The following is a 16,657-nucleotide window of genomic DNA, read 5'->3' as shown; positions in this document are numbered from 1 at the left end:
TAGTTTAGCTTATATAACATGAACCATCTATCAGCATGTAGGATAGATGGTTTTAAAGGAATAGTACGTTTATAAATCTACTTGTTAAAATACTGCTGAATGATTGAGGCAAATTCTTTCGTTGCTTCTTCATTTTTTACATTTAAATTTAAAACTAAGTTTCCTAAATAATCATCTGTTTCGAAAAGCTTTTGGTTGGTTTGATAAATATTCAACAAAATCGGATATTGCTTACCGACCTTTTCCATCTTCGCTTGAATTTTATATTCCTTTGTTCCGAAACCGAGTGAAGTATAAATTGCAAAAAATAAATCAAAAACTAAATCGAAAATAATCACATTTCATCAAATCCTAAATTAATTGGATCTAACGGTAATTGCTCCTGTGCTAGCATATTTGTTGAAGGAACCGTTTGATCTACCTCTTCAAAAGCAAACCCATCAGCCCATACCTTTCCTGTTCCAATTAATAGAACACCAAAGTGTATTGAAACACTGTCTTCAGGAACATCTAGCACAATAAAGTAATAGTTCCAATCAGTTGTACCTTGGATTGAACGATTGTCCATATTATCAAACTGGATCATATCACTAGAAGCATTATCGATTCGACACCATGCCCCACACTTCACAACTTCTTCAGTTTTTAAAAAACAGGAAACTTTAATCCGTTTTCCTTTCCATTTTTCCGCTGAAAAGCTTTGCATCATAGTGCCAAATTGTCCTTCCCCTGCGTCTCCAACAGACGCAAGTAAGCCTGAGCTTGTACCCGTATGAAATACTTGACTATCGGCTTTCATTTCATAAAGATTCGGGTGTGAGCCACTTAAAACCCATCCTTTAATCAATTTTTGTTCACCCATATTTTCTTCCTCCGTCCTTTGTAGTGTTCGCATCAATTTACGATATTTTCCTGGTGGCATTTGATAGACTTCTTTAAAAGAACGAGTAAAAGCTTCTTGGGATTGAAATTGCAATTCAAAGGCTATCTGAATAATCGATTCATCATAACAAGTACATCGCAGCTGTCGCTAATCGACGTTTACGAATATATTCTCCGATGTTCATTCCTGTTTCTTGTTTGAAAACTCTCGATAAATGATACTTGGAATAACCAATTTGAACGGCATAATCCTCTAATTGCCATTCTTCTAATAAATGCTCTTCTAAAAAAGAAATAACATCTCTAGTTACTTCGCTATACATGATGCTCACCTCACTTACTAAGTTTAGAGGGTAATGAATATTTATTTTTGATAATAATTGCTATTTATGAATTATTATTTTGTATTGTCGAAATATTCTTTCTTTTATTATAATAAGAAGTAAGGAAAGATGGTATGTAAGGAAGATGTCTTGCTAACTAATTACCTAACAGCCAATTTCCTTAATAATTCTTGCCGGATTTCCGCCAACTACTACATTGTCTGGTACATCTTTCGTAACTACTGCACCTGAGGCGATAACAACATTGTTTCCTACCGTTACGCCTGGATTTATAATAGCACTTCCTCCAATCCATACATTGTTTCCAATTGTAATTGGTTTTCCATATTCTTTACCTAAATTACGTTCAGCTGGATTAAGAGGGTGTGTTGCTGTATAGATTTGTACGCCTGGTCCAAGCATGCAATTATCGCCAAATCGGACTTCACAAACATCTAAAATGGTACAGTCGAAGTTAGCAAAAAAGTTATCTCCTACATGAGTGTTATAGCCATAATCAAAACGTATATTTGGCTCCATATATACATTTTCTCCAGTTGAACCGAGTAATTCCTTTAATAATATCGTTCGTAATTCCTTTTCAGTTTCTAGCGTTTGATTATAGATCCTAACCTTACGTCCTGCTTCCAGATGTTCTTTTACTAATTCGGGGTCAGCTGGATTGTACATTTCACCAGCTAGCATTTTTTCTTTTTCTGTTTTCATCTATTGATTCTCCTTCTTATTAGTTTTTGCTTCTGATTGTTAATCTGATAGAAGTATTGTCTCCGAGCAAAAGTAGAAGTACCTACTAGGATTAACTTCTATTGAGACTTATTAAATGGTTTTAAAAAGTATCCAAAAACTTATTAAAGTTGTTTAATAAGTTATGCTATTAATATAACATATAAAATTTTCCAATACCATCACATATAGTTTAATGAGAGCACCCTACAGTGAAGAAGGGAAAAATATCATAAACGTTGAATAATACATTAAATATATATCTTAAATGATTAGGAAGCTACTTAAAACAAAAGGAGCTATACATATGAACTCTATATTTGTTTCCAAGCACACAGATGAAATATTGAATCGGATTTATAGTTTAAGTGCAAATTCACAACCACTTTGGGGGAAGATGGATGTTGCCCAAATGCTATCCCATTGCTCATCCTTTCAAGATATCGCAATGGGATATTCGTTTCCGAAGAGAGGCTTGTTAGGGATAGTAGTAGGAGGATTCGCAAAACCTATTTTTTATAACGATAAGCCAGTACCAAAAAATATGTCAACAATTCCAACCATTTTAATAGCAGATAAAAGAGAGTTTGAAATCGAAAGAGAAAAATTAAAGCAAAAAATTATCACATTCCAAAAGAACGGCCCAGAAAAATGCACAAGTCATCCCCATCCCTTTTTCGGGAAACTCACTCCTGAGCAATGGGGAAAAGGAATCTACAAGCATCTTGATCATCATTTAAAACAATTTGGGGTTTAAAACCGACTTAAACTAATTCGCGTTACATGTTGAGGAATTGACGAGGAACCTGTTGTTATTAGTGAATCGTTAAAAAATAACGTAATGATAAGGGTGGATAGTATGTGATAGGAAGGAACTGTTGAATAATAAGTGTATTGACTGGACGAAGGTGAACCACAGGTTAACATGTATATCCCTTGGCGAAGAAAGATACAAAAAAGACATTATTCAGGTCTTTGGTTACTCAAGAAAAATTCTCTTATCTCATTTGGAGATAGTCCTAATTTAAGAGCTATTAAAAGTAATTCCGTCCATTCTGGGTTAAGTTTCTTACTTTCGAGTGTACTGATCACTCATTATACCTCCTAAAGTAATGTTTTTTTCTAGTTCTAATTATGCGTTATCAACTAAAATGGAGAAAGAGCATTAGGAATTAATTTAGTCACATTTACTTGATTCGACAAGATGACTTATGCACTATTGATAATTTAATATATACGGAGAAATGAACTATTTAAAAAATTGTATAGGCATAGTGAGGGAATAGTACTCCTTCGTAATTACGTGTTATTAGAAAATTAATTAGCCAGATCCACTACAGAGTACTCTAGTTTTATCCATTATTTTGGAATTTGATCCTTAGGAGTAATATTCATTTGCATAAACCATTCTTCCATTGCCATAACAGTTGTTTCTATTTGTTTGCTCTCTGAAATCGTTGGTTTATGATCTCCTTTCTGCATGCCGTATGACCCGAACTGGCCGTGGTTTCCTCCATTTATACTGACAAAAGCTGTATCTTTAGGCAGATTTTTTTTCGATTTCTCCCATTGCTTCTTGTTAAGAACTCCATCGTTGGTACCTGTGATCTGTAGTGCAGATAGATTTGTATCTTTGAGAGCGCCGTCTTCATCTGCATATGAAGCGAGAAAAAATACCCCTTTAAGCTTTTCGCTATGTTCCAACGCATACCTTGAAGCAAAAACGCCTCCTAACGAATGTCCGCCAATGACAAATGATTCCTCGGGGTATTCGGCAAGGAAAGAGTCTGCCTTATTTTGTCCAAAGAATGAAAAGTTTAACGGCATATTTGCAATATAGACTCTATGACCAGATTTAGCTAGCTCCCTTGCTAGAGGGGAGTAGCTGATTGGCTCGACTAATCCTCCTGGATAAAAGATAATATTGGGCTCTTTTATTTGTTGATCATTAGTAGGTTCAAATTTATACCCATCCTTTACTTCAGTTACCCTAACCTTGCTATCACTTTGAAAGTCAGAAAGTGCTTGTTCCGACGGTTGGTATGTTACAGAATTCAAGTATATAAACAACGATGCTAGAGCGAGAAGTATGAATAAACATGCTCCAAGGATTATTTTAAACCTTAAGCTTTTATGCCTGATTTTTAACATGATAATAGCTAACCCCATTTCTATTACAGTGAAATAAAAATACTATTTTATGACGTTACTGGTTTGCTTAGTCTCCACACTAAATAACTCATGTAGGATAGAAGACCAAAAAGTACAGCAATGCTCGTTACATGAGCGAGCACGACGAACATATACACCTCTGGATTGTCCATTGTGAACATTAGACTTGCGCCAGATACAACTTGAAACAATATGAGCGCAACAGATGAGTATCCGAGAATTCTAAGCTCACGAATATTCCAATAAAAACGATATAGAAGCCAGCAAAGGACAAGAATGAAAATGACTAGGATGAGACCAGCGAGTCGGTGGAGAAAGGCAATTCCTACCGCGCCTGTTAAACCTGGAAAAATCACTCCATTGCAAAGTGGAAAGCCAGAGCATGCTGCTGCAGAGTTTGTATGACTTACAAATGCTCCAGTATAGACGACTACATAAGAATAAACAGTCGTTATCCAAACATAGTTACGAAGTCGATTACTTGTTCTCGGCATTTGGTTAAATAATGCTAGCCCTCCTAATTTCTCTTCCTGTCTTGCTCCAAGACTCGTCATTAAAGAGCAGGCAAGTGATATAAAAGCAAAGCCTAAATGCAAAGCCATAACGGGCGGAGACTGAGTAAACACGACAGCGAGAGCACCCATTATTCCTTGAATGCTGACGAAAACAACCGTTAAGACTGCAAATAAGATTAAATCTTTACGATGTCGATAGTAAATCACAAATAAAATGAGTGTGATGATCGAAAGAATGCCTGCTGTCGAGCTAACTAGGCGATGTGTATATTCAATAATGGAAGCGAGTGTATGGGCGGGAACAAATTTCCCATGACATAAAGGCCATTCGTTCCCACAGCCGAGTCCTGATTCGGTACGAGTTACAACTCCACCTCCAAATGTTGCGAAAAACATAAAAATTGTAGTTAGATAACTTAACTTTTTCATTCGTTTGATACCTCACGATTAATGATAGGAATTTGTTTGAAGTCCATTAAATTATATTTACTGGTAAGTATAATTACAAGTTAATTTTGATAAATACGAGCATTTGTCATAAAATGTTCATGGAGGTAATTATGAAAAATCATACGAATAGAGTACCAGGTAGACCAAAACACGATAAAGAATGCGAGCCCATACATGATCTGATTATTAGAACTGCATCCAAGCTTTTTATGGAGAAAGGGTATGAACAAGTGTCCTTGCAACAAATTGCCAACGCTTGCAATGTATCAAAACCATCCATCTATTATCATTTCACAAGTAAGCCGGAACTATTTAAAGCTTCTGTGACGACAATGTTAAACAATGTATATGAAAAAATAAAACTTTTACTTCGTGAAGCTGAGAGTATAGAGTTAGGGCTAGTGCGTGTAGCTGAGGCAAGGTTAGCGAATCCACATGCCGAGCTGCAAACGATTATAAATGAGGCAGAGGGTAACTTAAACGAAGAACAAATTCAGGAGATTAGAGAGGCGGAACTACAGATATATCGGTTATTAGCTGATTATTTCGAGGATGCAATGGACAAACAGTTTTTTAGAAAAAATGATCCAATGCTTCTTGCTCAGCTTTTCTCATCTATGCTCTTGATCGGAAATAGAAAAGAAACAATGAGCCAATATGAATCAAGTTATGATGTGGGAAAAAAACTAGTGGATATATTTCTGCACGGAACAACAGAGCGATGAAGCTACCTGTATTGAATAAAAAGCTTACAAGAAAGTCGATTTCTAAATGAATTAGACTATTTTAAGAGCGGATTGGTACTAACATGATTTTACTGGTGCCAAAGCTTCTTCGATTATTAGCTCAACTTACCGAATTAACAAATTAAGCATTCATTCACAACCAATTTGCGGGAAGATGAATGTTGCACAAATGTAGGTACATTGCTCTTCCTGTCAAGATATCGATATAAAGATAGGCAATCTTTTTTGTGCACATCATTTACTATGTAGCCATGATTTTCTACCAACTATTCTGCCAGTTAGTCCAATAGTAAAACGATATGCACTCGTTATGAGAAGAGATGAGAATCATAAACATGAAACACTTATTTAATTCGAGCCTCAGATAACCGCTTCACAATCTCAAATACCGTTTCTTCAGGAGTCATATCCGACGAATCTAGCCAAAGTCCTATTCTTGGGTTTTCGTTGATAAGTACGTCATAAAGAGGTTCAACGTGCCAAGTAGTATAGCCTGACTTATTTCGCTTTTTCTCTCTTTCAATGACTGCTTCGACGCTTGGATTTAGTGTTATAAAGTAAATGGGGGTAGATTCGAATTCGTTTAAAAAAGAAGCGGTCTCCTTTCCTAAATAAGTATCTTGGACAACTACTGAAAACCCTGCATTGTAATACATTTCAGTCACTTTTGCTGCCATTTTATAACGAAGTCGCAATTGCTCAACGGCACTTTGAGAATAATCTGGCGTCATCTCGAGCTTCCCAGTTACGATCATTTTTCGAAAAAGATCTCCTCGCACATGAACACCTTTTTCAAACTTCTCAGCTAATATTTGTGCGATGGTTGATTTTCCTGCTGCCATTATTCCCGTTATAATATAAATTCCTTTTTCAAGAGTCATCATTTATAGCCCCTTATCATCTTTTTAATACTAGGTTAAATCTGTTTCTTTTTCATATAGTTTGATATGATTACCGCTTACGCCATATACGAGACCACTATTTCGCCAGCCATATTTTTCATAATAATCCTCAAGATCTGTTGATAAATAAAGCTTATCGAATCCTTTTTTCGCTGCTTCTTGTAAACTATGTTGAAGGAGCTTCGAGCCTATTTCTCTTCCTCTAAACTCTTCATTAACGTAAAGGCAAGCAAGCCATGGGCATAGATCCTGGCGGCTATTCAGGTCATTTCTTAATAATGCATATGTTCCAATGATCTGTCCATTTTCTATTGCCACATAAAACCTTGGGATATCTGATGAAGTAGTGCAAGAATGAACGATAGCGTCTTCATAAAATTTGTAATTGTTCTCGTTTCCCCATTGTTTCCAAAATACTTGAACTGCTTTATCAAATAGGCTATTTCTATCCTTTAATTCAACAATTTCCATATAAATTCCCCATTCCACACAAAAAAATATAAAGCTATATAACTAAGATTTTATATACAAATTCGATTCCTTCTTTAATAAAGTTCATTTAATAAGAATCTTATGCTCGACTCCAAATTCTTTTAACTTCTTTTAAACTCTTATTCTCAAACGTTAATTTATAAATATCTGGCATATCAAGGTCCTGCCAAAAGCTAAAATTATATTTTTCATTAAAGTAATTCATCATGAGTACCATAATATTTCCGTGCGTTCCTACAACAATATTTTTTCCTTCATACGTTTCTAGTACATTTAAAATGGCTGTTATCCCACGTTTTTGTGCTATTTGATTAGATTCTCCGCCTTCTAAGGAAAAAGTCGGATCCTCCCAAACTTTTGTAATAGCTGTATGAAAGTCTTCAGGGAGAGGTTTTGCGGATAATGTTCGTTCCTTAAAGCCGTCCTCAAGGATAATCTCTTTCCCTAAAAAGTTTGCAATACCCTCAACTGTTTGAATCGCTCTTTTGTATGGACTAGAAATAATCCAATCAATCTTTTCCTTTTTGAGTATGTTGCTAATTCTTTCAGCATCGGCGAGACCCTTAGCGGATAGGGGTCTTCCTAATTCATCAGGGGTATATGTAGAATTGGCGTGTCGTACAAGGTAGATATTCGTTGGCAAAATTGTCCCCTCCCATATGTCTTTTTTTTAGCTTTAACTTTAGTATTCTTCTTCTTTTCCAAACATCCTGCATGATTGGAAAATAGATAAAGCGATGCTTCGTTATGAAGTATCGCTACTTGTTACTGAATAAATGTACAAGCTTTTTCGATTAATTGGGAGTTTAGTAAAAGTATATCCTTTGCTTAATGGCAAAGGATGTACCTAATCATGACGTCTCACTACTCTCTTTTTGGAACCAAGTTTTTAGTAACTCTTGCTCCTTATCCCGAGAAATCCCCGCTCTTCGTTCTGTATCCTGCCTATCCTTCTCCCACTGATAAACATCATGTATTGTATCTTCAAGAGGGCTGAAGGAAAGTCCAGCTGCAACAGCCTTTTCTATGCTGATACGAAACGATCCTTTCCACGGTTCTTTTTCTCCTTCTAACGAAAAGTGTTCAGGAATCCATAATGGCATTTCTGTCCATGGCTGTATTTTATGCTCTAATACGAATTGTTCATCTGCCCATACAAACTCCGCATCACTGTTTGTAACAGCTTTACAGGTATTTAATAGCTCTGCCATAGTCAATTCATAATCAGGCCCAGTTACATTAAACGTTCCTGCTTTTCGGGTTTCTGCCATATTGAATACCCATGTTGCGAGGTCTTTTATATCAATCAATTGAACTAAACGATTTGGACTTCCTGGTACTATGATTTTTCCGCCTTGTGCTACCCGCTGCACCCAGTACGGCAGTCGATCTGTATAGTCAAACGGTCCGACAAGCTGCCCTGCTCTAATATGCAAAACACGCCCTGGCCAATGCTTCTCAGCTTCAGCTTCACATAGTACCTTCAGCGCACCGTAATACTCGTAAGGAGAAATTGACCCTTCCTTAACAGCTTTCAATTTATCTTTTGGCATCGATTGCAAAAGATAGTCCTCACTAATATTGTATGGAATCCAATCTTTATAAACAGAGATGCTTGAGATGTACGTATAATACTCAATATTATCCCCAAGTACAGCGGCAGCCTTTTTGATTTGATGAGGAGCGAATCCACAAGTATCTATTGCAACATCCCATTTTCGATTTTTCAAAAGTGATAAATCACCGTCTCGATCGCCGATTAAATGCTCCACTTCAGGAAATATCTCTTTATTTGTACCCCGATTAAATAAGGTGACTTCATGTCCTTTTTTCAATGCTTCCGCAACTAATGCTTTTCCTAGAAAACGAGTGCCACCAATTATAAGAACTTTCATCGATTTCCTCCATTCATTTTTATTAACCGACAAAAATGCCTTTCGTTTTATATAACGTTTATTCTTATATAAAAAGTTATGGGGGGATAAAAGTTTTTAAGTCTTTCTTTCATCGATTAACACTCAGACTAATCAGGGGGGAGATTACAATAAAACGCATATATCCATGTTAATAAAATTTTTAAGAAATATCTCTTGAATCTTCCCTTGCGTCACATTTTAAACTTAAACCTATAAAAATTATTTAGGTTGTGGAAGGCGGGTGAATTAATTGGATAAACCGACAATATCGCACAAAGTTTTCGTTCAGCTAATGCTTGGGAGCTCTCTTGTCCTAGGGATGTTTCCACCTTTATTAATGTTTCTACTTTCAAGAAAAAAAAGAAGAAGTTCATTTTATCGTGAAGCTAGCAGGAAGGCTCTTAACTTTCATTTAACGATTTTTCCTTTTTTTCTAATCAGATATTTATTGCCATCAGAGTATGGGAGTTTCATTTATATCGTATTAGCTGTAGAACTTCTCTTTATTTTAAATGCTATGATTAGAATTGCCTTAAATAAGTCTTATACTTATCCTTTTACAATTCCATACATAAAGCCTTAAAAAATTTGAATAGAGAAGAGTGATCAAATGGAAGAAAGAAAGTTAACCATTGGAGAGTTGGCTAAACGATCGAATACTACGGTACGCGCTCTACGTTACTATGACAACATCGGTTTATTAAAGCCTACAGATTATAAAGAAGGCGGACATCGCTTATACAGTATTGAAGATTACAAAAGATTGCAACAGATTCAATCATTAAAATTTTTAGGTTTTTCCCTTAAAAATATTGAGGAATTATTAGCAGAAACACTTGTAGAACAGCAGGATCTCACGAAAGCAATTGATTTCAAAACAAGGGAACTTTTAGCTCAACAGCAAGAAATTCAACGGACAATTAACCAGCTTAAACATATGAAAAATATAATTGTAGACAAACAACACATCGATTTAAATCTATTTTGCTTTGTTCTTTATGCCATCATTTGGGAAGAGGAAAACATAGAGTCCTATAGTGATAGAAAAGATAGTCTCTATAATCTCACAAATAAGGAGCGCTTAGAATTTGATAAAACATACTTTGATTTTTTCACTAGAATTAAGCATCTAGTAGCATCAGAACATAGTCCGGATTCTAAGGAAGCGCAGGAGCTTATTGGATTGATTATAGAAAGTATAAATAAGATAGTAGCTCCACAAGAACAAAATAGCGGAATTTCTTTATCAGATAATGATGTTTTTAATCCTCTTACTAATGAAGAAATTACTTTCCTAAAGAAAGCAAAACAATATTATTTACAAAAGAAAGGATAGGGTAGCGGGTGGTAATAAAAAGAAAGTTCATTTTATGGAGGGTCTGCATTGCTTGAAGAAATAGTTAATAGATTACAAGAAGCAAACATGATTTTGCAATTCATCATGATATTTGTCATTGGATTCATTCCATTTTTGGAAGCACATGTTGCTGTTCCTGTTGGGGTACTATTGAAATTACCCTTTATTTTAACAGCTTTTATAGGGATTTTAGCAAATATTCTTTCAGTCATGCTGGTTATTATGATAACTACAATTGGAAAAGCTAAATGGACTAAAAATCATCAGAAATCAACTTTTAGTGGTCGTTTTCAAAAAGCTCATCATTATTTTAATAAATATGGAGTTCCAGGACTTTCTCTTATGGGACCAATCGTAGGTGCTAACCATATAAGTTCATTCGTGTCCATCGCTGCAGGGGCAAGTAAAGAGAGGGTCATTATCTGGCAAATTATCAGCATTATTCTATGGGGAGTTGGAAGCGGGATATTAATCCATTATGGTGTTGATTTTTATTATTGGCTTAAAGAGTGAGTATAGTTTCTTTAGATTCATTCCACGAAAATTGAACAATTTATAAAAGGAGGGTGGCTTAAAAAGGGGTCTGACCCCTTCAGCAAACACCGATATTTAGTAAACTAACCTGTCTATATTGTGTTTGAGTCACCCTCTTATAAGGCTTATTTTCAGTTGTATTTTAATTTTAATTTTTGATATTATCCGTATTCTGAGAGAAAACAGAAACTATTCTATGTTTTAATAGAACCATTATTTATCGCCTATTTTTTTATATTTATTATACAAAAATACAATAATGACTATGCTAAACGTAATCATAATAGAGTATTTTAAAATCATAAAGAAAAAGTCGTGATACGGAATTTCCTCAGCCGAAGTCATTCCATCTACATCTGTTGTCATCCTTACTCTATCGATAAATGCTAGCAATAATAAATATGAAGTAAAAAATGAATGAATAGCAGTTTTCACTAAAAGTTTTTCCGTTTAGATCACCCCTAATATTGGTCTTTTGCTACTTCACCATTTCCCACCTGCACGAAATTAACCTTTTTTGTTAAATGCTTTACCTAATTTTTGCGAGAAATAATAGGCGAAAGATGCTGTGAGCAAAATGATTAAATATGGATATCCTGTATCAATTCCAAAGGCAACTTCTTGTTGATAACTATTTATTGATGAAAAATCAGGGGTATAAAATGCGGTTAATAGCAATCCTGATAAAATTTCGAATAATATAAGGAATATAGCAAAACTACCTATGAATACTAAATATTTTTTCAAAATGATCCCTCCGCTTTTTATTAATAGATAGCCTTCTTATATAACTGCCGTTTATGCTTCTACTTAATTAACGAAATGAAAGTCAAAAAGTTTCAACCTGCCAGGAAAATCCTGCCTTTTACCGTTAAACATTGATAAATTAACGATAAAAACATGCATAAACTATATAAAAACAAACAAACGCCTAACTCTTGAATAACTGGGTTTGGCATGCCTCTTAAGGATCTGCTAATTACGTTTCGAGTACGAGTCATAGATTAACCACAAAACCTTTGTTTCTAATAATAAGATTTCATTATGTTAACTAATTTTGTATATATTTAAGAGCTTATTGATATAACAATATATAAGATTTAGTATATTAAATGTAAATGTCTTCTATAAATGGATGAAAAATGAAAATACTCAGAAAAATATTCCTTTTTATTATAACTTATAACGTAATATTTTTATTAATCTTAAACATACAGTACATTTACAGATTTAATAGAGATTATAATCTTAAAGATAAATAATCAATTAGTTGTAGCTTTAGAATAAAGTTTGATCAAAAACAACCCACACACCCATATTTTAAGTTAAATGAAAAGAACCCTTTTGAAAAAGTTTGTTCACAACGGGTTAATCTTTTGTAAAACAATGTGCAATTTTTATAAAAAAGTTTGATTATTTCCTAATGTTACTCTTCAACAATCGCGTCCAATTGTTGAAGAGCGTTTTTCTTATTAAACTAACATATCTGTTCGTTAAGTGTAACTCTTCACAATTACTTGATATTAGGTGAATAGAAAGATAAATTAAAATTTATTTTAGTAGTTGTAAAAGTAGGTTATTTATATTATTCTCTTATAATTTTTCAAAAAGGAGAGTTTATGAAAAAGATTATTGTTTTTGTATTAACGATAGTTATATTATTCTCAGGATTCGCAACACAAAGTTATGCGTTGTCAGATTCAAAATCTGCGGCAATACAAGCGTTGCTAGATGATGCCACTCGTATATCAGGTGTGCCGGGAATGTCAATCTCAATACTTGTTGATGATGAAGTGTTCTACTTTTCTTCAGGATATGCTGACCGTGAAAAGGGGTTGTCTGCAAGTGAAAATACACTCTATGAGTTAGCATCAGTCAGTAAAGCTTTTACCGGTATGGGTATTATGCTGTTGGAAGAGCAAGGGCTGCTCTCAATGACTGACCCTGTCCAAAAATATTTACCTTGGTTTACGTTAAAGTATCAAGGGAAACCTGTTGATATGCAAAGCCTTACACTAAATAACTTTCTTCACCATACCAGTGGTCTAACAAATATTAGGCATACTCAAAATATTCCACAAGGCAATACACCGGATATGTTGCAAAAGACTGTGGAAATGCTCGTAGATGCTGAATTGGCGTTCCCACCCGGTGAACAGTATAACTATGGAACCGTTAATTATGACGTATTGGGTTTGGTTATTGAGATTGTGTCGCGACAAAGCTATGAAGACTTTATGAGGGAACAGGTATTTCAGCCGTTAGGTCTTCACCAGACGTATGTTTATAAAGAAGATGCTCAAGCCACTGGAGAGTTGGCACAGGGCTACCGTTCTTCCTTTTTTATGACAACTCCATTTAAAGCTCCGGATTATGCTGGGAATAAACCCGCAGGCTACATCATTTCTAATACAAAAGATATGGCGCGTTGGATGGGCATACAGATGGGTATTGTGCAGGACATACCCGAAATATTTCACACGGTTATCGAAAAATCACATAGGGGTGATATGTCTGTTTCGGCTGTCAACGATATGTATTATGCGGCAGGCTGGTCGGTAAACGCCGACCAAACGATTATAGAACACACTGGGGGCAATCCAAATTTCAGAACCAAAGTAGCCATACTGCTAAATGAACGAACAGCCGTCTGCTTGCTGAGCAACGGCGCAAATACCAATATAAACCTGGTACTAAAAGTTAAAGATATATTAGACGGCAATCTAACTCAGTCATATGAAATAAGCGGCACACAGCTTTTGGATATCATTTTGTCGTCTATCACTATTATTCTTTGCCTATTGGCCATTCTGCTATTTCTTTTAGGATTACGCAGAAGGAAAACGAATGAGCGGCAGCTAATGACAAAAAAGAGAATAATCGTAACAGTTATTTTCCTGATCGCTACGATTGCCCTGGGTATACTGTGCTGTGCTTTCGATTGGTCAACGATACTTATTTGGCAAACATATAGTGTTCTTACAGCTTTGATTTCGTCAGCATTATTAACAGCAAGCATTACATGGTTTTTATACACTCACCGATAAAATACCTCGCTCCCACGATAAACATAATGTTAAGTAATTAAATTTCAATTTATCGGTATGCTTAATTTGAAAAATATAAGACACTTCGGTGTCTTTTTTAATATCATCGACAATTTTCCCAGTCAAACCTAATTACTATTGCTTCCACTAACCTGATCCGTTCGTGGAATAAGGGTTTTTAAACAACTATATTATTATTGTAAATTAAACAACAATATTATTTTTGCACAAGCGTCGTTAGGTAACATTTCTTAAAAGACTGTTATTCAACAATACCAGCTACTAGGAGGTCAATAATTAAATTAAAAATTGATTATTATCCAAGTTATAATAATTTTGGCATGCCAAATAAACCTTTCAATACCATTGGAAGGTTATGGACCTGTAGTATAATATTGCTTTTTATATAAAAGCCTCTTTACGTTTTAAAATGTAGAATATCCATTGGATGAGTTTATTGCCAGCTAGTTAATTGGTTATTGGATTGACCAAAATTAATAAGGAGTTGTTGAAAAATGGGGAAACCTTTAAACTACGAGAAAACTTTTAAAATCGAATTATTAAATGAATTTGCTAATGGTGTTTATAGTCGTTTGTTAAACTTTGTTTTGAATAATGGGATGGATCGTCAGGATAAAAATAATCCTTATAACGTCTTATTAGACCAGTTTGTTGAAATGCTAGATATAAATTTATTTGAAATGTCATTTGAAGAATTGGAAGTAATAGATGGCTATTGGACTAATATGAATAGCTATATTAAAGAAATAACAAAGATAAATCAGCATGAATAAATTAGACTTAGCTTTTTTATCTTAATATCAATTTCAAGAACGTTTACAAATCATTTAAAATTGTAGCACTATTTATACATCTTATTTTCTAAAATAATCACATTTTCATTAAAAGAGCTACTACCAACATGTTTCGTATTTTCAACTAATCGAAAAATATTATCACAGCATTGTTTAGCGCCCAATACTAATAACGGCACACCTATAAAGTCAATTTTCAATCCTCTTGAGAAAAATCCGCCAATTGACATAGCCGTTGGGACAGTTGGTGATGTATTGGAGAAAATGATTTTATCATTAAAATGATATTGTTCTTGTAATAGTAAAGCCAGTTCTTTTAGTGCTGGGACAACAAGCTTGTTCCTTTTCCGTCCTAATGTATAAACTGAGTTGCCTTCTTCATCTTTTCCATGAAAGATGATCCTTCCGAAATCGTCCTTAGTCATTTGATTAAAATATTTTACGTTTAATATTTCTTCTGTCGTAAGCTTTCGTTCTGATTGAGGTAGTTGTTTTAAATGATATGCAGCAGCTAAGGAAGTAGTATGTGTCCCTCCATAATCATTATAAATATATATCAATGTAATCATCCTTATCATCATTGTATCTAGTTGTATTATTATGGACATTTACCCTAATTTAGATTCGCTGAAGCAGAATTTATGCTAATGAAAAAGGCAGACCACTAAAGTTGTCTACCCACATAGCGAGAATTAATGTTTAAAAAAGTCCAGCTTCCTTAGCTGCTTCAAAGCTTTCTCTAGCAAACTCAAACGGATCCATACCAACATTTTCCCAATGCATATACATTAATCGTGGTTCATCAAACAGCCAATGGTTATGAACTGCTGTCACAATAATTCCTCTTTTTCTTAATGCAGACATTAATGGATTAATTTCCTTCTGAAGTACAACAGATTCACCAAGATTTAGACCATTATCTTCAAAGGACAACATAAATGGAAGTGCTAATGGAGAACGAGTACGACGCTCTAAAATCGTTGCTTTAATATTTCGAAGACGCATAACGACACAAACGGGAGTCGCTTGAATAACGTCTCCACCAATAATATTTGCAAGTTGCTGACATTTTGAAGGTCCTATGTTATTACCTTGACCACTATAAACTTTTTTATTCATAAACACTAAAATCATCATCTCCCTCAACGATTCTTATCAATAATTTATTCCAAAAAGGGAAAGATGAGTGGATGAATGATAGAGGAATATCACCCTTTTGTAAGTAAAGAATACTATTAAAGATTATTTAATAGCACATTTTACTAGAGATCCGGCATAAGGTTTAGTACTGTTTTACAAAGTTGTAATAACATACTTAGTTACTAAGATAAAGGTTGCTTTACTTCAATATGAAGTGGAGCTTTTTTTGTTATTCCACTTACGGGGTTTGGTTAACTCAAAAAGGAATCGTGGTCATTCCAAAATCTGTTTATAAAGAAAGAATCATCGAAAACGTTAATATTTTTGACTTTGAATGAAAACAAGAGGATATGAAGCGGATTGCTGCTTTAGATACAAAAAACAGTGTGTTCTTTTCTCATAGAGATCCCGAATTTGTAAAAGGGCTCGGTAACGTTAAATTTAATATTCTTTATCACCCTAAAAACCGATTTTCAATAAGGAAAATTGGTTTTTTCAATTTGGCGTGCCCAGCAAGCCGTTAATTGCTAATTGGTGAAAGTCCAATCCGAGTAAGTGCCAAAACGCTCGGTAGCTGACAGGCAACTGGTGGAGAAATCCTAAGGTTGAAGCCCTGTGACAA

Annotated in this window: 20 protein-coding genes and 2 pseudogenes; 8 read left to right on the top strand and 14 right to left on the bottom strand. The window is 34.6% G+C overall.

Going from position 1 to position 16,657, the window contains the following annotated elements; all coding sequences use genetic code 11:
* Positions 1-77 precede the first annotated feature (77 nt).
* The 3 genes and pseudogenes from ACTJJ9_RS19915 to ACTJJ9_RS19905 all read right to left on the bottom strand — a co-directional run bounded on the left by ACTJJ9_RS19915 (position 78) and on the right by ACTJJ9_RS19905 (position 1,931).
* Positions 78-338 (bottom strand): hypothetical protein, encoded by a 261-nt coding sequence (locus ACTJJ9_RS19915; RefSeq protein ID WP_145583181.1) that lies wholly within the window; start codon positions 336-338, stop codon positions 78-80.
* Positions 335-1,205 (bottom strand): annotated as a pseudogene (locus tag ACTJJ9_RS19910) (helix-turn-helix transcriptional regulator). Before ACTJJ9_RS19910 ends, ACTJJ9_RS19915 begins: the two are co-directional and overlap by 4 nt.
* Before the next feature lie 165 nt (positions 1,206-1,370).
* Positions 1,371-1,931: a sugar O-acetyltransferase gene (locus tag ACTJJ9_RS19905; protein ID WP_145583183.1), complete on the bottom strand. Its 561-nt coding sequence runs from the start codon at positions 1,929-1,931 to the stop codon at positions 1,371-1,373.
* 325 nt (positions 1,932-2,256) lie between these two features.
* Here ACTJJ9_RS19905 and ACTJJ9_RS19900 point away from each other — a divergent pair, with 325 nt between their 5' ends.
* Positions 2,257-2,706, top strand: a complete 450-nt coding sequence (locus tag ACTJJ9_RS19900; RefSeq protein ID WP_145583185.1) for a DUF1569 domain-containing protein — start codon at positions 2,257-2,259, stop codon at positions 2,704-2,706.
* Positions 2,707-2,912: 206 nt separating this feature from the next.
* On the opposite strand, the gene sinI is transcribed toward ACTJJ9_RS19900, so the two are convergent.
* The 3 genes from sinI to ACTJJ9_RS19885 form a co-directional block, all read right to left on the bottom strand.
* Positions 2,913-3,041, bottom strand: coding sequence for a DNA-binding anti-repressor SinI (gene sinI / locus ACTJJ9_RS19895; protein ID WP_255451959.1), 129 nt, complete (start codon positions 3,039-3,041; stop codon positions 2,913-2,915).
* A gap of 267 nt (positions 3,042-3,308) precedes the next feature.
* The gene (locus tag ACTJJ9_RS19890; protein WP_145583187.1) at positions 3,309-4,100 is read right to left on the bottom strand and encodes an alpha/beta fold hydrolase; all 792 of its coding nucleotides are present in this window, start codon (positions 4,098-4,100) and stop codon (positions 3,309-3,311) included.
* 47 nt (positions 4,101-4,147) lie between these two features.
* Entirely contained in the window at positions 4,148-5,065 is a 918-nt protein-coding gene (locus ACTJJ9_RS19885) for a COX15/CtaA family protein (protein ID WP_145583188.1), read from the bottom strand.
* A gap of 131 nt (positions 5,066-5,196) precedes the next feature.
* Here ACTJJ9_RS19885 and ACTJJ9_RS19880 point away from each other — a divergent pair, with 131 nt between their 5' ends.
* Complete coding sequence (locus ACTJJ9_RS19880; protein WP_145583190.1) at positions 5,197-5,811, top strand: TetR/AcrR family transcriptional regulator; 615 nt, start codon at positions 5,197-5,199, stop codon at positions 5,809-5,811.
* A 365-nt stretch (positions 5,812-6,176) separates the two neighbouring features.
* On the opposite strand, the gene ACTJJ9_RS19875 is transcribed toward ACTJJ9_RS19880, so the two are convergent.
* The 4 genes from ACTJJ9_RS19875 to ACTJJ9_RS19860 all read right to left on the bottom strand — a co-directional run bounded on the left by ACTJJ9_RS19875 (position 6,177) and on the right by ACTJJ9_RS19860 (position 9,121).
* Positions 6,177-6,713 (bottom strand): AAA family ATPase, encoded by a 537-nt coding sequence (locus tag ACTJJ9_RS19875; protein WP_145583192.1) that lies wholly within the window; start codon positions 6,711-6,713, stop codon positions 6,177-6,179.
* Between the two features lie 30 nt (positions 6,714-6,743).
* On the bottom strand, positions 6,744-7,205 hold the full coding sequence (locus ACTJJ9_RS19870) for a GNAT family N-acetyltransferase (protein ID WP_145583194.1): 462 nt from the start codon (positions 7,203-7,205) through the stop codon (positions 6,744-6,746).
* Between the two features lie 100 nt (positions 7,206-7,305).
* Positions 7,306-7,869: a histidine phosphatase family protein gene (locus ACTJJ9_RS19865; protein ID WP_440768838.1), complete on the bottom strand. Its 564-nt coding sequence runs from the start codon at positions 7,867-7,869 to the stop codon at positions 7,306-7,308.
* A gap of 208 nt (positions 7,870-8,077) precedes the next feature.
* The gene (locus ACTJJ9_RS19860; RefSeq protein ID WP_145583199.1) at positions 8,078-9,121 is read right to left on the bottom strand and encodes an SDR family oxidoreductase; all 1,044 of its coding nucleotides are present in this window, start codon (positions 9,119-9,121) and stop codon (positions 8,078-8,080) included.
* Between the two features lie 313 nt (positions 9,122-9,434).
* Here ACTJJ9_RS19860 and ACTJJ9_RS19855 point away from each other — a divergent pair, with 313 nt between their 5' ends.
* Genes ACTJJ9_RS19855 through ACTJJ9_RS19845 form a run of 3 tightly spaced genes read left to right on the top strand, consistent with a single transcriptional unit; the run spans position 9,435 to position 11,012 of the window.
* A complete protein-coding gene (locus ACTJJ9_RS19855; RefSeq protein WP_145583224.1) occupies positions 9,435-9,725 on the top strand; it encodes a DUF4870 domain-containing protein in 291 nt (96 codons plus the stop codon).
* Between the two features lie 27 nt (positions 9,726-9,752).
* Positions 9,753-10,478 carry a MerR family transcriptional regulator gene (locus ACTJJ9_RS19850; RefSeq protein ID WP_440768837.1) on the top strand — a complete coding sequence of 242 codons (726 nt, stop codon included), beginning with the start codon at positions 9,753-9,755 and terminating at the stop codon, positions 10,476-10,478.
* A gap of 48 nt (positions 10,479-10,526) precedes the next feature.
* Positions 10,527-11,012 (top strand): small multi-drug export protein, encoded by a 486-nt coding sequence (locus tag ACTJJ9_RS19845; protein WP_145583203.1) that lies wholly within the window; start codon positions 10,527-10,529, stop codon positions 11,010-11,012.
* A 234-nt stretch (positions 11,013-11,246) separates the two neighbouring features.
* On the opposite strand, the gene ACTJJ9_RS19840 is transcribed toward ACTJJ9_RS19845, so the two are convergent.
* On the bottom strand, positions 11,247-11,468 hold the full coding sequence (locus ACTJJ9_RS19840) for a hypothetical protein (protein ID WP_145583205.1): 222 nt from the start codon (positions 11,466-11,468) through the stop codon (positions 11,247-11,249).
* A 72-nt stretch (positions 11,469-11,540) separates the two neighbouring features.
* Positions 11,541-11,780 (bottom strand): hypothetical protein, encoded by a 240-nt coding sequence (locus ACTJJ9_RS19835; protein ID WP_145583207.1) that lies wholly within the window; start codon positions 11,778-11,780, stop codon positions 11,541-11,543.
* 872 nt (positions 11,781-12,652) lie between these two features.
* On the opposite strand from ACTJJ9_RS19835, the gene ACTJJ9_RS19830 reads away from it, so the two are divergent.
* Positions 12,653-14,080, top strand: coding sequence for a serine hydrolase domain-containing protein (locus ACTJJ9_RS19830; protein WP_145583210.1), 1,428 nt, complete (start codon positions 12,653-12,655; stop codon positions 14,078-14,080).
* Between the two features lie 515 nt (positions 14,081-14,595).
* On the top strand, positions 14,596-14,874 hold the full coding sequence (locus ACTJJ9_RS19825; protein WP_145583212.1) for a hypothetical protein: 279 nt from the start codon (positions 14,596-14,598) through the stop codon (positions 14,872-14,874).
* Between the two features lie 68 nt (positions 14,875-14,942).
* Here the strand turns inward: ACTJJ9_RS19825 and ACTJJ9_RS19820 are convergent, their stop codons facing one another.
* Together ACTJJ9_RS19820 and ACTJJ9_RS19815 are read right to left on the bottom strand one after the other, a co-directional pair.
* The gene (locus tag ACTJJ9_RS19820) at positions 14,943-15,455 is read right to left on the bottom strand and encodes a DUF3189 family protein (RefSeq protein ID WP_145583214.1); all 513 of its coding nucleotides are present in this window, start codon (positions 15,453-15,455) and stop codon (positions 14,943-14,945) included.
* Between the two features lie 139 nt (positions 15,456-15,594).
* Positions 15,595-16,029, bottom strand: coding sequence for a DUF1259 domain-containing protein (locus tag ACTJJ9_RS19815; protein ID WP_255451961.1), 435 nt, complete (start codon positions 16,027-16,029; stop codon positions 15,595-15,597).
* 254 nt (positions 16,030-16,283) lie between these two features.
* On the opposite strand from ACTJJ9_RS19815, the pseudogene ACTJJ9_RS19810 reads away from it, so the two are divergent.
* Positions 16,284-16,484: pseudogene (locus tag ACTJJ9_RS19810) on the top strand (aldo/keto reductase); the annotation flags it as partial.
* Positions 16,485-16,657 lie beyond the last annotated feature (173 nt).

This window comes from Metabacillus sp. 22489 (genome assembly GCF_052044855.1).
Taxonomy (GTDB): Bacteria; Bacillota; Bacilli; order Bacillales; family Bacillaceae; genus Metabacillus; species Metabacillus niabensis.
Note: the sequence above shows the minus strand (reverse complement) of the source record. Positions and strands in the feature narration are given on the sequence as shown.